The organism is Mucilaginibacter sp. Mucisp86, from assembly GCF_047324315.1.
Lineage (GTDB): Bacteria > Bacteroidota > Bacteroidia > Sphingobacteriales > Sphingobacteriaceae > Mucilaginibacter.
This window is the reverse complement of the sequence record NZ_CP168503.1, coordinates 3,111,763-3,132,798: the sequence shown is the minus strand read 5'-3', so window position 1 is coordinate 3,132,798 and position 21,036 is coordinate 3,111,763. Positions and strand designations below refer to the sequence as shown.

The following is a 21,036-nucleotide window of genomic DNA, read 5'->3' as shown; positions in this document are numbered from 1 at the left end:
ATACCGCTAATGCGTGTGACGGGTTGCCTTGGGTTTAAATTTTGCTGTTACGCGATTTATAAAACGCTTATAAATCTCCATATCAAATAAGGCCGAATCAGTAGCCGCCTTATACGAAAGGAACAGGCCAATAGGCAGCAGCGTAATAATAGAGATCCACATCCCCAGATACTTATTAATATCCCCGCCTTTAACCGACTTTTCGCCAATGGTGGTAATGATGTAGTAGATAAGGAAAAACACTACCGAAACCACTACCGGTAACCCCAAACCTCCCTTACGGATAATGGAGCCCAATGGTGCCCCAATTAAAAACAGTACTAAACAGGCTACCGAAAGGTTATACTTTTTCTGATACTCCACAAAGTACCTGCGGATATTTTCCGAATCGCCTTTATACCTGTCGCTCCGGTTCCTGATAACATCTTTAATAGATCTCACCTCAGATGCTGCACTACTCAAGCTCATTTGCTGCTCGGATAAAGTAAGGCCCTGAAAGGCATCTTTTTTAGGATCAAACTCCTTATAATTTTTAATAGCCTTTGATTGCGTGGGTATTGAATAGTATTTGATATACGGTGTAACCAGTTTATAATTCACCATCACGTTACTATCAACAGAATGCTGAGACGAATCGAGATAATGCCGCAGTTGCCTGATGTTCATCATTTGCGATGCGGTTTTAAACTCGCTTTCATTAGTACGGGCAAGCTTGAAACCCGAAAGATCAAACTTGGTTTCAGTTTCCTTAAAGCGCTGACGAAGCAGGCGCTGCCTCGTATTATAGGTTGCGTTTTCGGAAGCGGTTTCTTCATATCTTACCCCATCCTTTAAACGCAATACCAGGTATTTGTCGCCCATGGTACGGAACATGGTACCTTCCCTGGCCAAAATTACGGTATTGTTATTATCACCGTTCGGGCTTTTTTGATAGATCATGATATCGTACAAACGCTGCCCGTCGGGGTCTTTACGTTTTACACGGATTGTATAGCCGGGAAAGCTGGTACTGAACACCCCCTCCGGCAGCAAATCGGCCGATTTTTGTTTACGCGCATCATACAACAGCGAATAATATTTCAGATTGGCTACCGGCAGCATATAATCCGAAAAAAAGAACGCGGCGATACTAAGAATGGTAACAACAGCGATCATGGGGTACATAGCACGCCTTAATGAAATACCGGCAGCCTTGATTGCCACCAGCTCATAATTTTCACCAAGCGCACCATAAGTCATAATAGTCGACAGTAGTATCGATAACGGCAGGGCCATCTGAACGTTGGTTGCCGAATTATACATCATCAGCTCAAGTATGGTATACCATGCAAAGCCTTTGCCAATAAGATCGTCAATGTATTTAAACAAAAACAACATCAGCAGCACAAACATCACGATGAAAAGCGTAACCAAAAAAGGCCTTATAAATGATTTAAGGAGTAAAAGGTGGATCTTCTTCATTAGTGCTATTTGCAATTAACAGGGCAAAACAGTTGGGCGCACAGTTAAAATCCATTAACGTGCAAAAACAGCTCAGCGTACAAAATTAGCTAAAATAAAGTTTTATCAGGCGCCTAATACACTTATGAGGTAATCGATAGAGTTATCCCAGATCAGCTTCCGTTCTGCAATGGCATCTTCGGTAGCAAAATCAGTAATGGCAAGCGCTACATCATTGGTAAGCTCATCCTGCAATATTTCCATTTCAAAATAATACTGCGCATCATCGTCGAGCCATTTAAAACGTACGGATTTGTTTTCCTTAACTGAGCAAAGTTTGGCTTTTTGCGACTCATCATCCCATGTAAAAGTATAAACATGGTCACGAATATTAACCTCATCGGCAAACCATTGAGACAAGCCATTAGGCTCGCTTAAGAAGCTGAACAGGATACGCGGAGATGACTTTATCTCGTATTCAATGGTAAATTTTTTCTTTTCGGACATTCGGTTTACACTTAAAAAAAGAGGAACAAAACTAAAAATGAAACATTTTTTCTAAAGAAAACGAATTTCTACTATATTTGCAAACCTTTTTAGGGACGGCCACTTGTTTTAAGGCAAGGCCACTCTTTTTACCAACCATAAAAAGAGCCATAAAATAAAAACGGCGGGGTAGCTCAGATGGTTAGAGCGTAGGATTCATATCCGTTAATTAACGGACGGCAGTCCTCAGAAATGAAAAGTCAAGTTCTCTTGCAATAAGAGATAGAAAATAACCCGGCGGGGTAGCTCAGATGGTTAGAGCGTAGGATTCATAACCCTAAGGTCGGCAGTTCGATCCTGCTCCCCGCTACATTGGCAGAAAGCCCCTTTTTTAAGGGGCTTTTCTTGTATATAACGGACAGCAGCTCGATCCTGCCCGCTACTTAAGGAAACAACACTCTTAAGTTGTTTCCTTTTTTATGCCAATAAAAATCTGTTAGCCAGATCATGGATCAGGCAGAGAAGTTATAGCAAAGAAAAAGTAATTGCTGTTCAGTTATTTTCCGCTTCAGGTTGACACCCTTTTTCTGCTGTTTATGTTTTTCTTTAAAACTTTCTATTCTTATTTCATATATACAGCTCAAATAATCATTAACATATGGAAAAAGAGTTTATTTACTTACAACAAGACCTTGGCAAGGGGATAATGAAATACATGCGCGTAATCCGAACAGGTAACAAAGTGGAATACGATGAATGTATGATGCAGGGTAAAAAGGTTTTAGATTTTAACGAGAAATTGACCGACAGCGTTTATCTTGATAAAATTCTTGCTGCTCCACAAACCAAGGGATGTTCGCCAATCGTGTTCCATGGCAAGACGGGTATCCCGATGTAGATACTAAATGAGTTATTGAACAATTCCTTTTTAGAGAAGGTCAGCTCAATGCTACCGTTTTGTCTCTATCACCATGATAGCTTAAATGTCGACCGTGGCAAATTGCTTGATGGGCGTGTACTATATAAATATCATCCTGTTGCGGAATAAAAAGAAAACATAAAGAAAATAAGAGCTGCAAATAGAAAGAATACGTTCCTCTTATATAGAAATATCAGGAATGTTCACCTTTTACTGCCATGTTTTGCCCCCCTGATTTACTGTTATTATATCAGCGAATACGCCTACTCAACAATTTGTTATAGTAAAAGGCAGTCGCTATCAATGATAAGATTATAAAGCAATAGGCACAATACTTTAACTAAAAATGTAATTCTTACATTTCATGACAGATTTTTAATCTTCAGTAACATCGTTTTAGCATTTTATCAAAAATTCACAAGACATGTTTTATGATATATTGTCAAAAAAAACCAATATTTTAACACTTTTTTTACCATTTTTTTAATTAAGATCGATTGTTGCCATTTGAAATAGCAAAAATTTAATATTTTCATGATATTACTTGGTAAAACGTTTTTGTTAATTATATTTGTTTAAACCAGCTATAAAAATACGTTACTGCTTAATCGTTTAAGCCACCTGACCTGCTTGTTTCGAGACTTTACGTAATTAATAAATTAACCAATATCACTGACATGAAAAACCTGATTTACCTGTACCACATCTTTCAGAAACCTTTCATCTGATAAGGCTGCGCCACCAAAAAATCTCATGCTGAGGTTTTAGGCATCAAGACTTTATTATTTAACCTAATCACCAAAAGTGAAAAGAACGACTTGGGTATGGTCATTTTAAATGACAAACCCGAGGGTGTATAACTATGCACCGCTATCAAAGATATTCCTGCAGATTATTTTTGATTTCTTGTTCTTTTCGCTTGTAAACCAACACTATGAAAAAAGAATTACGCGCTACCTAATGTAAAGGCGCATGTTATCTGCATAACTCATTTGCAGGCACAGCAACATGTGGCCGTTAAATCAAAAAATTATTTCACAAACTAAAAGATCCATTCATTATGCGATACTTATGGCTGTGCTTTGTGGTTTTCGCAGCAATTACCGCAAATGCACTTACAGGCTTAGCTAAGGGGAATGAGGGTAAAACAATTAAATTAAAACGTCCTGATCCCGCTTTTTACAGTAAGCTCCACATCCATCGGGATACAACGACAAAAGATTCGTTATTAAAAGATAGTATAAATATTATTATCAGGCGTACCTTATATAATAAGCTTGCAGATAGTGTTACCAAAAAGCCTTATGATCTATCCAAATTCCCGGCCGTTTCCCTGCAGCAACTTTTAAAAGGTCAATTTGCGGGGCTTTATGTGCAGGAACCCTCTGGTGAACCCGGCACTGTTCAAAATATGTTTATAAGAGGAGTGCCCATGCCGCTTCTTTCTCCGCGGGATGTTTACCAATCACAACCCCTGGTTGTGCTGGACGGTATTCCACTGGTAACAGAACACCCGTTTGCATATGATATCCAGCTATATGACTATAACAGGATGGGAACAGCCACCAACCCGTTTGCCGGTATCGATATGAATAATATTGCCTCGGTTGAGGTATTAAAAGACTTGTCGGCCACGGCAATTTACGGACCGCGTGCAGTTAATGGCGCTATCATTTTAACCTCTAAAAGCCCTATCGCCGCCAAAAGCATCACTTTTGATTCGTATATAGGTTTGGCACAGCACCCTCATGTAACTACCATAAACGGCAAGTATGAAAATGCTTTCAGACAGCGCTTTTATGATCTGTATACTACAAATGGAAGGTATTCGGATGATGAAAACTATCCCATCTACCTGAGCGACTCATTAAATAATGTTTACAGCGGGAAATCTGACTGGAGCGATCTTTATTATCGTAATGCGGTAGTTTACGGCATAAACTTCGGTATTTCGGGGGGAACAGACCGTGCTAACTTCCGTTTCTCTTTGGGGGATCTGAAGAATAATGGTATTGCTGATGGAACAGTGCTAAACCGTTATAGCGCCATGTTCAATATCAACATGAAGCCTCTCAAATGGCTCCTTTTTTCGACCATGGTAAATGCCAACCGGCTCGACAGGCAACGTAATAAATATCTTCGCGACAGATTTGCCCAGATCAACTACTTCCCCGATCTAAGTGCCCCACTGCCACCCAACAAAGAGTATTATGCCGATTACCTGGCACAGTACAAAAAAGGCTTCGATAACAACAAAACCAATATTGTTGATGGCTACGCTAAAATAGGCCTCGATCTCGGGAAATTTAAATTCGTAACCACCTTTAATGTAGATTATAATGAGGGTTACCGCGACGTGTTTTATGCACGTACCCTTTTGCAGGGCAACAGCTATGCCTCCAATTACTTTGGCTTTAGCCAACGAATAATGGCTGATAACAGGGCAACTTATGATCTAACTTTAAACAAAGTAAACAACTTCCATTTTGAGCTTGGACAATCAACACAGTGGGATATTTATAAGTATAGTAATGCCTATGCATACAAAGGGGTGAATGACTATATTAAGATAGACCTGCTGGATTCAAATCCAAAAAATCCCGACGGATCTGATAATCCCAATTATCTTAACCCTACCGCCTTTCCGCGCGAATTAACCTTCCGTTTCCTGGATAAGATCAGGCATAACCTGGTTTCATTTTATGCAAAAACCGATTATTCATTCAAAGAAAAATACTTCCTCTCGGCAACGGTACGTGCCGATGGGTCATCAAACGCGCAGCCTACCAGCAGGTGGTTTTATTCGCCTGTGATATCTGCAGCCTGGAACATTAAGAAAGAGGTATTAAATAACAGCACTATTGTCAGTGATCTTATTTTAAAGGCAAGCGCTGGCAGGTTAGGCCGCCTTAACGCCTTTGATAATTATGCGCAGGGGCCTCAATACACCGCTTCGGTAGGCTATACCGGCAACCTGACTGTACCTGGCTATAATGCTTTTGGTGTACTTACCAGGCCATATTCTACCGGCTGGATCGGTTACGGCATACCATGGTCATACTCCAATCAGCTTAATATAGGCACAGATGCCGGCTTCCTGAATAACCGTTTGCACCTTTCTGTTGACTGGTACCTGAAACAGGAAAAGAATTTGCTGATAGGCATCCCTGCTTTTGCCGAGTATGGCTACAAACAGTCTATCGAAAGCGGCATGGCTGTAAATAATACTGGCATTGACGTATCTATATCAGCCAATATCATCCAAAACACAAAATTTGGATGGACATCTTCTTTAAACCTGAATCATAATACCAATAAGCTAAAAGCACTGCCAAGAGGCCTAAATCAGATCATTGTTGATAACAGGCTATTAAAAGTAGGCAGCCCGGTTGATCAGTACTGGTTGCTGATAAATGATGGCATTTATAAATCGGAAAGCGAAGTACCTGTTGTAAACGGACAACCACTTAAGTACAATGGCATCGCCCTGCACGCCGGCGACCCAAGATGGCGTGATATCAATGGCGATAATGTAATTGATAATAATGATAAGGTATTAAAAGGCCATTCTTTCCCCAAAATTTCAGGTGGATATGATAATAATTTCAGATACGGCAACTGGAATTTAACCATCAACATGTATTTCAACCTGGGGCGCGACCTGATACACCAGGAAATGGCCAACCGGTTTGATTTTATTAACCGCGAGGGGAACAGCGATGTAAACTCTGTTAAAGAGATCACCTTCTGGGAAAAACGTGGCGACTACAGCAAATACCCACTGTATAATCCATGGAGCACTGTTATCCCCTACCGTGTTGATCAGGACCTTTTTCTTGAAAACGCTTCATTTCTGAAATTAAGAACGGTTTCTATCGGGTATGACCTAACCAAAGCCATGCGCTTAAAGAAAATTAAGCTAACCCGGTTCTATGTATATGCCACAGCGAATAATGTGTTCACCATAACACCTTATACAGGGCAGGACCCCGAATTGGTAAACTACGATGGTTATGATACCGGTTATGGACTGCCTATACCACGAACATATACCCTGGGTGTAAAAATGGAATTATGATATGAAAAACGATCACAAAAATCATGTTGTAAAAATGAAAAAGACATTATGTATCGTCCTTGTCCTGTTTAGCGCAGCAATAACAAGCTGTAATAAAACACTGGATATTGATTCAACGAGGGTTGTGGGCGAAAAAAACATGTGGAATAAGCTTGAAGATGCGCGTGCCGGCTTGTTGGGCGTATACGCGCTCACCCGTGCCGCTTTATCTGATAACGACGGCCACTGGCTTTATGGCGATATACGTACCGGCGAATTTATCAGTCCAAACCGGCAGGACCTGAAAGCAATTTCAAGTAACCAGCTCAACGCATCCTACCCTACTGTTGATGCCCTGAGCGACTGGACAAGATTTTACGCCATAGTTAATGCCGCCAATATTTTTCTTGAACGCATTGGCGATGTAAAAGCAGCCGATAAGCGCTATACAGAAAACTATATGATAGTTGATGTAGCCCAGGTTCGCTTCCTGAGAGCCTTTACCTATTTCTATATGGTAAGGATTTGGGGAGATGTGCCCTTCATCACGGCATCGCACGATGGCAAGTTTGAAAACCAGCCCCGCGAAAGCGGCAGCAAAATATTAGTCTGGGCCCAGCAGGAAATGCTTAAAGCGGCGGCCGATCTGCCGTTTGTGTATAGCAATAACGATGTGCAGCAGCCCGGCAATTATTATAATGAAGATGCTACCCGCTGGGGTGGCGCTTTAGCCACAAAAAACTCGGCTTATGCAGTGCTGGCCCATTTAGCCGCGTGGCAGGGTAACTATACCGATGTAGCTACCTACGCAAAGTTTGTTGAAGATAATTATAGCAAAAGTGGCATCAACTTTCAAAGCACCGAAGACCTTACCAAATCAAACGGGTTCTTTTTTAATAAGAATACCAGCCAGATGTTTGGTTTTAACTCAGATTGGGGACACGTTGAAGGATCTGTAGCCGGCCACCTGGAAGAGTTAACCCTGGCCGAACCCGTGGTGAATAAAAAGGTACCGGATATCTACATGCCTAAGGATACCATCCTTAAAATATTTGACATGCCGAAAGATGAACGCTTTAGTATTGATACACTTGGCCAGCCCCGTACCGAAAGATACTTCACCAATATCAATGGCAAGTACCCCATCTTCAGCAAAATAAAAGTAATACAAGGGGGTGTTTCTGACCCAACATTCCGATACTTCACCAGCGCCTTGATTTTTACAAGGATAGAAGATATCGTGTTACTGCGTGCCGAAGCGCTGGCTGTTTTAGGAGATGTGAACGGCGCGCAAACTGAAGTAACTTCTATAATGGCCCGACGAGGGATGACAGACAATGTAATCGACAGCAACCAGGATATTATCGATCTGATATTTAAGGAGCGGCACCGCGAGCTTATGGGCGAGGGCCACCGCTGGTATGATTTGGTACGATATAATAAGATCAAGCAAAACAACCCGGCATTCGTCAAACTCATCAATTCAGGGGGGATTTACTGGCCTGTTTCGCGTAAGCTCATCGCTCAAAATAACCTGTTAACTCAAAACCCATTTTGGAAATAAACTGACCATATATGAAAAAGTTGATAAAATATATGAGTGCCTTAACGCCGGTGTTGATTGCAGCCCTGTTGCAAACAGCCTGTAAAAAGGATGGCGGTTATCATGACGCCACAGGCACAAACTCAAAATTTGCCGGTAACACCTATGAATATCTGAAAAGCAAACCCGGTGTGTATGATTCATTGCTGGCTGTAATAAACAGGATGGGCCTGCAGGAAACGCTCATGGATAGTAATGTTACACTTTTTGCTGTTACCAACCCAAGTTTTCAGTTGGCAATCAATAACCTGAATACGCTAAGGAGACAAAGCGACAAAGACCCGCTGTTTTTGGCAAAGGTTGATGGCGTACAACTGGATACTATGGTGTCATACTACATTATCAGGGGCAAACGTACAACCGATTCCCTGCTGCTGCAGGATGGGCTCGATCTTTTGAGCGTACGTTTCGGATATCCCATGCATGGCAAGGTTTCCAAGATCTCAGCTTCCGGACTTACCGGTGGTGGCCCCGATGTTATTGAATTTAGCAACACCAAACGCAGTAAGTTTATCAGAAACTGGGCAACCACTACAACCGGTTCTAATAATATCAGCACTAAAAATGGTGTTGTTCATGTGCTGAGCCCCGATCACATTTTCGGATTTGATGAATTTGTATCGCGTTTAACCTTTGTTCCGCCACCGCCAAACCTGATGACCCAGATAGGTGGTAAGCTTACCGTTTTAAGGGATAACAATGGTGGTCCGGATAACGGCGAAGGTTCTAAAAAAGTAATTGACGGCGACGACCATACCAAGTTCCTGGCCGAACTGCAGGGGCGGTTATGGATGCAGTTTGAATTGAATGAGCCTGCAGTATCAGGTGTTTACACCCTCACATCTGCCAATGACGCGCCTGAACGTGATCCCAGGGCCTGGACTTACGAAGGTTCAAATGACGGCAAAATCTGGACTGAGTTAGATCGAAGGAGCAACTTCTTTTTTGAGGAAAGATACCAGACAAAAGTTTTCAGATGCCCCAATACCACAGCTTATAAATTTTACCGGGTAGATATTACCGAGCTGCGTGATGGAGGTCTGTTCCAACTGGCTGAATGGACTATCAATAAAGTGAAGTAAAGTATGGAAGATCAAAATATTAATGCGATAAAAAAACGAAAAGACATGCGAGCATTCATAAAAATGGGATCTGTAGCTCTGCTGTTTGTTGCAGCCGCGCTGAGTAGTTGTAAAAAGATGTACGGAATTCCGGATGAGAAGGATTATCTGAGTAACAATGTAAACTACGCCAATAAAGTTTTTGAACCAATTTTAGGCCGGACCTCTTTAATGGGAGGATTTAATGGAGATAATTCAACCCAGCCGCTCAAGTTTGAGATCATCAACGCACGTTTTGGTGATGGTAAACCAGTAACCGATCTTTTTCAAAAAAAGCCAACCTATGTATGGACAGCCCCATACAACGGGCTTGAAAAAAGCCTGGCCGAGATAGAAGCAAAACGCAAACTGGAAGATCACCCCCTATTTGAAGTGCGTTCTTCGGGCGAGTTTATCATGTGGGCCTCTTCCACCAATGCGCTGATCACGCCGAGGCCGGCCGACAGCACCAATTTTCCGCAGGATACGCGTTATTTCGATGTAAAGATAACTAACACTGGAGGCAGTACTATAATTCGTGATCTGCAGGTGCGGCCATTCCGCGAACGCCCTTATGAGCCGTCTGACGACTTTAACATTTATTCAGGCGGGCCAGCGCCTCACCCCAAAACGCCCTATAACCCGGCCAGCCGAAACTATATCAGGCCATTTCTAAATGGGGTAATAGGCCAGGTAACTGACATCCCGCTGCAGAGCAATGACGATAAAAAGGATGTGGTAGTTTACATCCGTCCATTTACCGGCGGCACAGGTAATTCGTTAAGGTTCAAGTTCCTGAATAAGGATTCGGTAGAGATGAACCCGGCTTTATTGAACGAAACAGCCTGGGATAAAATAGTACATGGGTTTAACATGCAAAAAACTGCAACCTATGTGCAATACGATGTCGCTTATCCTATTCCTTTAGTAGAGATCCCAACAGTTTATGCCCCTGGAGGAACCAGAGACCACGCCGAATTTAAATATTCAAGAATCGGTTTCGGTGGCACCCGGGTAGTGGCAAGTTTCGGGATAGATTTCGCCATATACAAAAAAGGTGATTGGGAGATAGTATTCCATTTTTTGAAGGACAATCCAAAGTTTGAAGACGAATAACCGAATTAAAACTTATCACGATGAGAAAACACATACTATTTTATATAGTGCTTGCTGTTTGCATAATCTTCTCCTGCACAAAGGTTGATGCACAGGCACAAAATATAACGGTTACGGGTACGGTGGTTGAAAAAGCAACCAATAAAATTTTACCCGGCGTAAATATATACATGGGCAGTAAAGGCTTAACACAAACCGATTATAAAGGAAAGTTTACCGTTTCTGTACCGGCTAACAGCACACTTACTTTTACGTTTGTAGGTTTTGTTACAGAGAAGGTAAAACTTGAACCCGGACAAAAAACTGTAACGGTTACAATGACTGAAGACAAGAAAGGCCTCAATGAAGTGGTCATTGTTGCCTATCAGAACAGGAATAAAGAATCAACTCCCGGTGCTTCTGTTACGATAACCGCCAAGGATATTCAGGATGTACCAACATCAAACGTTGAAAACCTGCTGCAGGGTAAAGTAGCCGGCTTAAATGTTCAGAACAACACCGGCGCTCCCGGCTTCAGAGGCTCGGTTCAGGTACGTGGTTTGTCAACCCTGAGTGTATCCGGCAGTGGCAGCGAATCGTTTCTGCAGCCTACATCTCCACTGTACATTATCGACGGGGTACCCTTGGATGCGGATAAAGCGGCTGAGTTTGGTTTTCAAACGCAGGGACCGGGCGTGAGTCCTTTATCATTGATCCCTGTTGAGGATATCCAGAGCATACAGGTGATGAAGGATGCCCAGGCAACATCAATGTACGGGTCAAGAGGTGCTTATGGTGTAATCATCATCACCACTAAACGCGGAAATTCCAAAGTACCAAGGGTTCGTTATACCGGCAACTTCTTTGTTAACGCTACTCCGCAACTACGTGCAACGCTGGGCGGTAATTCCGAGCGCCAGGCAAAAATTCAGCAGATCTTATCTAATGCCACCATTATTGATGAGCTAAGGAGATTGGGGCAAACAGGCTTCCTGGCCGATAGCTTGAATGCGTATTGGAATAACTCAACCAACTGGCAATCTATTTTTTACGGCACAACACACAACCAGAGCCATAACGTAGCCTTAGACGGGGGTAACGACCGCTTCAACTATAAAGTGAACATGGGATATTATTCGGAAAAGGGGGTGATCAAAAACACCGGTTTCGACAGGTATAACCTGAATATGAACATGGAGTTTAAGCCGAATGATAAATTCAGATTCTTCGGTTCATTATTCGGTTCGTTGGGAAGCCAGGCTAAGGGCAATGGTGTGGGTTTGCTGCAGCAAGGTGTGGCCACAAACGGGCAGGCTTCTACCCTATTGCCTCCTCCATCCTTTTATCTTTCACCTGATGGCGTTACATCGGCCCTGCAAACACAAAATAGCAACAGCACAAGAAATATTCGTACCAATATTGATGGTCGCTATGAGTTTATCCGGGGGCTGGCGCTTTCCTCAAGCATCAGTTACGATTACACTTCGGATGCCGAATCGACATTTACGCCCGCGGCCGCAAATGCCCAGTTCGCGCAGATCTATGATTATGCAGGCCGCAATTACACGCTATATAACCGTAACGCGCTTACTTATGCCAAGACATTCGGTGCCGATCATACCATATTCATTAATACTTTTAATGAAATATATAAACAGGGCGGTCAAAGCGGCATCATCAGGCAAACCCGTATACCTAATGACCAGTTGCAGGGGCCTGTAGGGTCCGACTCTTATAATTCAAGGGGCGGGGGCGTATTGTCAAACTACAAAAATGCCACTATTGCATCATTTGCTGGTTCCTTTAACTACGATTATAAAAAGAAGTATGTTCTGGAGCTATCTTACCGCTTGGATGGTACATCCTCCAACGGCCTGGAGAACCCGTATTCTAAAAACCCTGCCGCCGGTTTCAGGTGGAATTACTACAAGGAAAACTGGTTCAAAAACTGGGACTGGCTCACATCAGGTGGTTTAAGGTTAACCTGGGGGCAAAACATTGTACCAACCGGCAGTTTACAAAGTATTTACGGCTTATACAACCTGAATGGCAATTTCAACAATAATCCAACTATCGGCATTAACTATGAATTTGTACCAAACCCTTCATTAAAACCCACCACTACCACCCAATACAACCTTGGGTTTGACATGACGCTTTTGCAGGGTAAAGTCGACCTGAGCTTTGACACCTATTACAAAAAGGTTGATAATTTATTATTCGACAGGTTTTTACCTAACAGCACCGGTTTTCAGAAAAAATCAAGCAATGATGTATCCATTGCCGACTATGGCTATGAGCTGATGGTAACGGTAAGGCCGCTAACCGCCAAGGATTTTAACTGGACAGTTTCATTTAATGGCGCTATTAACCGCGATTACCTGCTGAGGTTACCCGCCGAATATAACGGACAATATATCAAATTTGATTACAACAACTATCAGCACATCGTTTTCAGGGTGGGTAAAAATACCTTGTCGAACTATCTGCTGGTTAACCAGGGTGTTTATTCAACCGATGCCGATGTACCTGTAGACCCTGTAACCGGTAAAAAATATCAAACCAGCGGGCTGGCTTTCAAGGGTGGTGACCCGAGGTTTAAAGATGTTAATGGCGATTATATCCTTGATGACCGTGATTATGAAATAACCGGTAACTCGCAGCCTTTAATTACAGGTGGTGTATCAACCAATATCAACTATAAAAATTTCGGACTGAATATTTATGCCACTTATACAGCCAAGAGAACAATCTTAAATAATGCGCTATCAGATCGTTTATCCATCATGCGCGACCCTTATGCCTTGCTGGCGGCGGTTCCGCTGGATGACCTGGATATTTGGCGAAAACCAGGCGATCAATCCAAATACCCTAACCCCTATTCGTTTTCAAGGTTCAACCAGATCAGGCCACTTCGCTCCGATCAAAGTTTATGGCAGGAAGAAGGATCATACCTGAAGATCAACACCGTTACGCTATCCTACATGTTCGACAGAAAGTTTGTACGGCAGTTCGGATTCAATAACGTAAGGGTTTATTTCTCAACCAACAACCTGATCACATTTTCAGGATACAATGGCCCCAACCCCGAAAACGTAACATCGCTGGGCCGGGATATATCAAGCGGGTACCCGGTACCGCGCACTTATAATTTAGGTTTAAATATCGAACTCAATACAAGTAAATAAAACTCAAGATCATGAAAAAAAGTGTTATATACATTTTAGCAGCGGCAGCAAGCTTGTGTTTACCATCCTGTAAAAAGTTTCTGAACGTACAGCCCATTGATAAATTAACAGGGAATAACTTTTACCAGTCAAAAGATGACGTTGTGGCCAATATTTATGATATGTCAAGAACATTTTTTGGCAAGATCAACGAAACACATTTTATTGGCGCCACGGGCGAATATCGCTCAGGCGAGGTTTTATCTGAACCTCAGGCAGATAATGGGCCGGCACGTGCATATGTAGAGGTGTTAGGCAGGAATGACCTGCTTGGGCTTATCAATGGTAACCCACCCTGGAATTTTTACAACTTTTATCGCATCACCGATTGGACCGGCTATTACCAGGTAATACAGAGTGCCAACATCCTTATTTCGAAACTGGAAGCAGGTGTACCCGGCGTATCAGAAAGCGAAAAAAAGCAGTTTGAAGGTGAAGCTGCTTTTATACGCGGACTCGCATACTTCTTTATGGTAAGGCTTTACGGTGATGTGCCCTATTATACCGATGCCTATCATTCAACAGCTTTACCGCGCGAAAACATGGTATCAGTCTTAAATAAATGCATTGCTGATCTTAAAAAATACAAGGACGGCTTACCATGGACTTATGCCGATCCGGCTTTAAAAGGCGTAAGGGCTAACAGAGGCAGCGTTATTGCCCTTATCATGAACATGAACATGTGGAATGCAGGCTTTGATAAACCCAATGCAATCAAGTACTACCAGGAAACCGCAGATCTTGGGCAGGAATTGATTAAGAGCAATGCTTTCAGGTTACTACCTATAAACGAGTGGGCTACAGTTATCAAAGGACGGTCGGACGAGAGCTTGTTTGAATTTTACCGCAGTATTAACTATGGCGATCAGAACACCAACGTTGCTCCTATTGGCGATATGTTTCTGCACTATCCTTATAAAAGGCCTGAATATACACACCGCATAAGCTTTGCCTATTTCAGGGCCGAGTACATGCAAAAACTATACCCGGGCACTGCCGATAAGCGCGCTACTATATGGTTTAACTCCGATATCTATGCTGATAACGGAAAATTCATGATGCTAAAATTTGCCCAAAACTCGTTCGCAACCGGCGAAGAAGATGCCAACCCCGATAACACCTTCATGATATTCAGGTATGCAGGTGAAATACTGCTATGTGCAGAGGCGCTGGCCGAATTGGGGCAGGATGATCAGGCAATTGCCCTGGTAAATAAAGTGAGGGACAGGGCCGAAGCATCACGCTATGCAGGCGGCGGCGGTCAGGACCTGAAGGATTTCATTTTCCTGGAAAGATCAAGGGAACTAATGGGTGAAGGGCACCATTACTTTGACCTGGTACGTACCCGCAGGATCATGAATAGCGAGTGGTCATACAATGTGTTGACACTTGACAAATTTAACCGGGGAGCATGGACCTGGCCAATCAGTAGTAACGCGCTGGCTAATAACCCCTTTATGTCATTAAACATGTACTGGGTTAACGGAGGTAATTAACCTATTCCTAAAAAGTAATGATAAGAGATATGAAAAATATAATTATTGTTTTAGCCGGGTTATTACTGGTACTTACCGGCTGTAAACGCGACGAGTATTATAAAGACGGAGGTAAAGCTAATGCTGATTACCCTGCCGATATGCTTCAATATCTGCAAGATAAAGCAGTACCGTTTGATACCATTGCCCAGATCGTGAAACTGGCCGGCATGGAAGAAACATTCCGCAAAAGTGATTTCACCTTTTTTGCACCCGATGATGATGTTATCAAAAGAACCATAGGCAATAACAAAACCAGGGGCTCCTTAAATAAATTTTTGTTTGATGCCGGTCGCGATACCGTGAAAAAGCTATCGGATATCGACTCTGCCATATGGAAAAAATACCTGCAACGATATATGTTCAAGGGCGTCAACCGCCTTAAAGATTATCCGCAAATAGATAATGACCTGCAAAATCAATATCCGGGAGCACTTTATTATTCCTATAGTGGCGACGTAGTAAACATTGGCGTAATATATGGCGACGCCAATAACATCAAATATATTGGCCCGCGTACACTGCAAATTAGTTACATCTATGACATTAATAATGCGCAAAACGCGGTTTTCCGTAATAAAATCTCCTCTTCAGATATTAAACCCAAGAATGGTATAGTGCATACCCTGCAGTATAACGAAGCCTATTTTGGGTTCAGCCAGGATGACTTTTACCAGGAAATATACTTTGCAGGTCTTCACCCTTCCGAGTAAAACATTATTAACAATATTCTTTCAATAGTAACGAATTGAAATATGAGAAGAATTAACCATATCATCACGTTTATCCTGCTTTTACTTACAATAGAAGCTTGCAAGAAGGATAAAACAATTTATTCTGATCCCTATGGGGATGGAAACCCACCATTGGGCGTCACCTTAAGCCGCGACGCGATACCTGCACCGGCAAACGGAGCGGTAGGTACTGAGGTAACGTTTAAAGCCACAGGCTTGGTCCCTTATAAAGATAAAATAAAGTTCATGTTTAACGGCGAACCCGGTCAGGTCATTGAAGTAACAGAATCAACCATTAAAGTTAAGGTGCCCCCATTCGGGAGTACAGGTATTACCTCAATTGCCATTGATGACCAATTAGTACTCGGACCGCTTTTTAAAGTGTCGGGCTTAATTAATATCGATCCCTCCTTTAGGGCTACAGCCGGAGCAAATAACTTTGTAAACCAGGTGTATCCCCTTGCCGATGGCCGGAACCTGGTACTGGGCTGGTTTACCAACTATGATAACAAGGGTATCATCACGCCACTTAACCGCATAGTAAGAACATCTGCCGATGGCGAGTTTGACCGCACTTTCCGGACAGGCAAAGCAGCAAACGGATCATTATCAAGGGTTATTGAACTTGGTGGAAAATACGTTATTGCGGGTGGCTTCAGCGGTTACAATCAGCGTACAGAAAACATCAGCAACATCACCACTTTAAATGTTGATGGCAGTATTGATACCATTGGCGTGAAAACCTACAGGCGCCCCTCACAAACAGATACAACCAAATACTTTCCACGGTTTAATGGTGGCACTAATGACTATATAAGTAAAGTATATAAGCATCAGAACAAAATACTGGCAACCGGAAGTTTCAGATACTATGTACGCAGGGTTTATACTGAACATAATCATGATTTTAGCCGTGATACGGTGATTCTTGATAGTACGGAGATCAGGCAGGTGGCTCGTTTTAACCTGGATGGCTCACTGGATAAAACGTATCGTTTCAACATAGCAACCAATAAAGGCCTGCCCTCGGCAAATGGCCCCGTTGACTCCTACATGCATACCGATGCTGACCTGCTGGAAAAACTGGTGCTTTTTGGAAGCTTTACCACCTTTGACTCCAAAGCCGCGGGTCGCCTGGTTCGCTTAAGTGCCGATGGAACTATTGACGACTCCTTTAAAACAGGTACGGGTACCGATAACAGTATCTCGTCCTTAACATACAACCCGGTAACCAAAAAGTATCTGATAACAGGGATCTTCAGAACATATAATGGCAAAACGGCCATTAGCATAGCGCTGGTTAACCTGGATGGTAGTCTTGATCAAACTTTTGTAGCTAAGACATTTGAAGGAGGCTACCCTGGCTTTGCCCGCCAGCTTAATGACGGACTGGTAGTGGTTAGCGGCAGCTTTAAAAAATATGATAATGTTACCCGCAATGGTTTCATGGTACTAAATGCCAAAGGCGAACTTGCCGGGAGTTACAATACCACCGGGCCATTCTCAGGTACCCTGTCTGACATTATCGAAACTAAATCGACAGATGGCAAACGGGCTTTATTGCTGATTGGCGGCTTTGACCGTTTTGATAACATTCAGGTCAGCAATATCATTCGCGTAACCATTGAATAAATTTTTAAGAGACCCTATAATCTATAAAGAAATGCAGAACAGGAAAAAATACCAACAGGTCATCTTTTCAATTATCTGTGCATTAGCTGTTGCTACAATATCATGTAATAAGGATTTTGTGCGCACGCTGCCCGATAAAAATTATACCGATACAGCCAAAGCAACATCCGGCGAACGTAAGGTTTTGTACCTGATTATTGACGGGGCAAGAGGTTCATCGGTCAATAGCGCTAATGTGCCTAATATTAAAGCTTTACTGCCCAATTCAATTTACAGCTGGGTTGCTTTGAGCGATCCGGATTCGACCCGTGATGTAAGCAACTGGGCCAATATGCTAACCGGTGTGAAGAAAGAAAAACACAAGATCTTATCGGATGATTTTACCGGGAACAACCTGGCAACTTACCCGGTATTTTTTGAAAGGATAAAAGAAGAAAAACCAAATGCCAAAATCGTTTCATTTGCTTCATCAGTTATTTTCAAAAACAAGTTAACGCAGGGTGCTGCTGTGAGCGAGTTATATGATACAGACGAGCAAATTAAAACCGCTGTAGTTAATGACCTGAATACAGATACGGCCCAATTGATAGTTGGCCATTTTAATGATATCAAAGAAGCCGGTGCCAAATATGGATTTGATAATTCTTCGTCGCAGTATAAAGCCTCCATTGAAAAGTTTGACGGCTACGTAGGCGAGATTGTCAATGCCCTGAAAAAAAGGAAAAACTACGCCAATGAAGACTGGCTGGTGGTGATTGCATCAAGCGGCGGTGGTAAATTTAATATCCCGGCTAATGAAAATGATAATACCGTTTTCAGCAATACTGCCGCCAATACATTTACTATTTATTACAATCCAAAATATAAACAAAGGGTAATAGGCAAACCATTTACCGGCAACAGGTACTTGGGACGTACGGTGCGTCTGAAAGACACTGGTATAAGGGCCGAAATTGATACCGCTGATATTTTTAACATCGATGACACTACTAAGTTCACCATTGAGCTAAAGGTTAAGAAAAATGAGGATAAATTCTTTTGGCCAAGTATCCTGGGTAAAAGACCGGAATGGTCAGCAGGTCATCCCGGAGTTGGCTGGGTAATTTACCTCGAAGATGCTTACTGGTATTTTGAATACAGGGGCACAAAGGATAATGATTATCATCAATGCCGCGGCGGCGACCTTCAAAAAGGCAGATGGCAAAACCTTTCTGTTAAATGTGAGATACGGGCAGGCAAACGATATATCAGAACCTACACCGACGGGGTTTTTAATAATGAGTTGGAAATAACTGCCTCCGGGAGTCTCAGCAACAATAGCAAGCTAAAACTGGGTTATTTAAATGGTAACGGGCATGGTACGCCAGATGTGTATGTAACAGATATCAGATTTTTCAAGGTTGATGTGCCCGATGCTGTGATAGGAAATTATGCCTGCGAAACATCTATCAGCGAAGGCCACCCTTACTACACCTTCTTAGCGGCTTACTGGCCGGGCACAGACGGCCAGGGCGACAGGATCAGGGACGTAGGCCCGCAGGCCCGCGACTTTAAATTAAAAGGCAATTACCAGTGGGAAGATTTTAATGACCTGATCTGTCCGCCGCCTGCAGGAGCGCTTGCCCAGTTTGTTCCGCAAACGGCTGATATCCCGGCACAGATCATAAACTGGTTCAGGATACCTAATAGGCAGGCCTGGGGGCTTGACGGCCGCGTTTGGCTTGATCAATAGATGTTAACCATTACAAACTAAATTATTTGATGATGAAAAAATACAGATATGTTCTGCTTATCGGATTAATGATCCTGGTAGCGGCCGCCTGCAAAAACAACGCTCTTGACGATCTGAAACCAATTCAAAATACCGACAGGAATATTTCCGGCGCGGGAGCCAATATAGGAGATGTAAGTACCGGTAACGAAATAGTTAAAGTGCCATTTAAAATATCCTTATCAGGCCCGGCAACTAAAGCATTTCAGGTGGGTATAACGTTTAACAATGATACCGTAACCCAATTGATAGCAAATGGTACCCTTAAAAATACAGTCGTACTGCCTGCCGGGGCAATTGATTACCCCGGTGTTATCAACGTATCATTTGGGGCAGATACCGCGACATCAGTTGCAAGTATCAGGTTATCAGCCATAGAAGCTAATTATGGCAAAAATGTAGCCTTTGCCTTTAAACTTACCGATCCGGGCAAGGGCAACCAGATCAAAGGATCACAATCAAATATCCTGGTGGTGCTTGATACCAAAAAGCTTATTAAAGAAAGCGATATCCATTACGTGTCGCTTTTAAATGGCGGAGGTATTATGGATGTTGATTATCAAAAAAACTATACAACATCGCCTGCAGGTATCACCATTCCGCTAACTGTAAACCTGGCAGGTGTACCGGCAGGAGCGTTCAATGTTAGTGTAAAATTGAACATGGATACGATAACCGATCTGGTAAGCAAAAAAGTGCTGCCTGATAACACCATCGCGCTTAACGCCGATCAGTTTTCTATCGATACCATGATCAGGGTAAACTCCAATGCCAGTACCGCGGTTATTCGTTTATCAATAGGCTGGCCGGTTTTTGATGCAAACATTGCTGCCAATAAACGCTTTGGCTTTGTAGTAAGTTTGGTCAATCCGTCAAAACACATCCTGCATCCAACAAACAGCAAACTGATCGTATTGGTACAACCCGAGGTTAATCTTGATAATAACTCGTACATAACCGGCAATGGAACTGGTTTAAAAGCAGAATATTTCTCCAATAATCAGCTGCTCGATTTTGATGGCAGGAAACCTGATCTTGTACAAATAGAACCCACTATTGATTGGCCTAACGATGGGGTTTGGCAAGCTGCTATACCGACCATAAGCCATGATAATTTCTCCACCAGGTGGACCGGTGAGTTCCTTGCGCCAGTTCGCGGCGAGTACGTGTTCTGGCAAAATGAATGGGACGACGGATCAAGATTATATATAGACGGCAAGGCCATTATCAATGATTTCACCACCGAGTGGGATAAGGACAGCCGTACAGCCAAAATATTCCTGGAGCGCGGAAAACGCTATAAAATAGAAGCTGATCATCGTGAGAATGTAGGCGGTCAGCGCGCCCGGTTAACTTTTGAGGTACCATCTGCCGGTATCAATGGAAGAAGGATAATACCGCAAAGCCAGCTATTTCCGGCCCCTTAAGCTACTAACA

General features: G+C 42.8%; 13 protein-coding genes and 1 tRNA gene. 12 read left to right on the top strand and 2 right to left on the bottom strand.

The genetic code is table 11. From position 1 onward, the window contains the following. Nucleotides 1-6: 6 nt before the first annotated feature. Complete coding sequence (locus ACEN9X_RS13345) at nt 7-1,461, bottom strand: LptF/LptG family permease (protein ID WP_413670833.1); 1,455 nt, start codon at nt 1,459-1,461, stop codon at nt 7-9. Between the two features lie 105 nt (nt 1,462-1,566). Next, entirely contained in the window at nt 1,567-1,947 is a 381-nt protein-coding gene (locus ACEN9X_RS13340) for an START-like domain-containing protein (RefSeq protein WP_413670832.1), read from the bottom strand. Nucleotides 1,948-2,222: 275 nt separating this feature from the next. Between ACEN9X_RS13340 and ACEN9X_RS13335 the strand changes: the two genes are divergently transcribed. The 12 genes from ACEN9X_RS13335 to ACEN9X_RS13280 all read left to right on the top strand — a co-directional run bounded on the left by ACEN9X_RS13335 (nt 2,223) and on the right by ACEN9X_RS13280 (nt 21,026). Beyond that, nucleotides 2,223-2,296: transfer RNA gene (locus tag ACEN9X_RS13335), tRNA-Met, on the top strand. A gap of 288 nt (nt 2,297-2,584) precedes the next feature. Then, nucleotides 2,585-2,824, top strand: a complete 240-nt coding sequence (locus ACEN9X_RS13330) for a hypothetical protein (RefSeq protein ID WP_413670831.1) — start codon at nt 2,585-2,587, stop codon at nt 2,822-2,824. A 1,081-nt stretch (nt 2,825-3,905) separates the two neighbouring features. After that, nucleotides 3,906-6,923: a SusC/RagA family TonB-linked outer membrane protein gene (locus tag ACEN9X_RS13325; protein WP_413670830.1), complete on the top strand. Its 3,018-nt coding sequence runs from the start codon at nt 3,906-3,908 to the stop codon at nt 6,921-6,923. Between the two features lie 34 nt (nt 6,924-6,957). Beyond that, the gene (locus ACEN9X_RS13320) at nt 6,958-8,466 is read left to right on the top strand and encodes a RagB/SusD family nutrient uptake outer membrane protein (RefSeq protein ID WP_413670829.1); all 1,509 of its coding nucleotides are present in this window, start codon (nt 6,958-6,960) and stop codon (nt 8,464-8,466) included. 11 nt (nt 8,467-8,477) lie between these two features. Beyond that, the gene (locus tag ACEN9X_RS13315; RefSeq protein WP_413670828.1) at nt 8,478-9,587 is read left to right on the top strand and encodes a fasciclin domain-containing protein; all 1,110 of its coding nucleotides are present in this window, start codon (nt 8,478-8,480) and stop codon (nt 9,585-9,587) included. Nucleotides 9,588-9,632: 45 nt separating this feature from the next. Next, on the top strand, nt 9,633-10,721 hold the full coding sequence (locus ACEN9X_RS13310; RefSeq protein WP_413670827.1) for a DUF5007 domain-containing protein: 1,089 nt from the start codon (nt 9,633-9,635) through the stop codon (nt 10,719-10,721). Between the two features lie 20 nt (nt 10,722-10,741). Beyond that, nucleotides 10,742-13,888 carry a SusC/RagA family TonB-linked outer membrane protein gene (locus tag ACEN9X_RS13305; RefSeq protein ID WP_413670826.1) on the top strand — a complete coding sequence of 1,049 codons (3,147 nt, stop codon included), beginning with the start codon at nt 10,742-10,744 and terminating at the stop codon, nt 13,886-13,888. An 11-nt stretch (nt 13,889-13,899) separates the two neighbouring features. Beyond that, nucleotides 13,900-15,423 carry a RagB/SusD family nutrient uptake outer membrane protein gene (locus ACEN9X_RS13300; RefSeq protein ID WP_413670825.1) on the top strand — a complete coding sequence of 508 codons (1,524 nt, stop codon included), beginning with the start codon at nt 13,900-13,902 and terminating at the stop codon, nt 15,421-15,423. A 29-nt stretch (nt 15,424-15,452) separates the two neighbouring features. Then, nucleotides 15,453-16,175, top strand: coding sequence for a hypothetical protein (locus ACEN9X_RS13295; protein ID WP_413670824.1), 723 nt, complete (start codon nt 15,453-15,455; stop codon nt 16,173-16,175). A 42-nt stretch (nt 16,176-16,217) separates the two neighbouring features. Further along, nucleotides 16,218-17,828 (top strand): DUF5008 domain-containing protein, encoded by a 1,611-nt coding sequence (locus tag ACEN9X_RS13290; RefSeq protein ID WP_413670823.1) that lies wholly within the window; start codon nt 16,218-16,220, stop codon nt 17,826-17,828. 31 nt (nt 17,829-17,859) lie between these two features. Continuing rightward, complete coding sequence (locus ACEN9X_RS13285) at nt 17,860-19,560, top strand: alkaline phosphatase family protein (protein WP_413670822.1); 1,701 nt, start codon at nt 17,860-17,862, stop codon at nt 19,558-19,560. 32 nt (nt 19,561-19,592) lie between these two features. Then, entirely contained in the window at nt 19,593-21,026 is a 1,434-nt protein-coding gene (locus tag ACEN9X_RS13280) for a PA14 domain-containing protein (RefSeq protein WP_413670821.1), read from the top strand. Nucleotides 21,027-21,036: the final 10 nt, after the last annotated feature.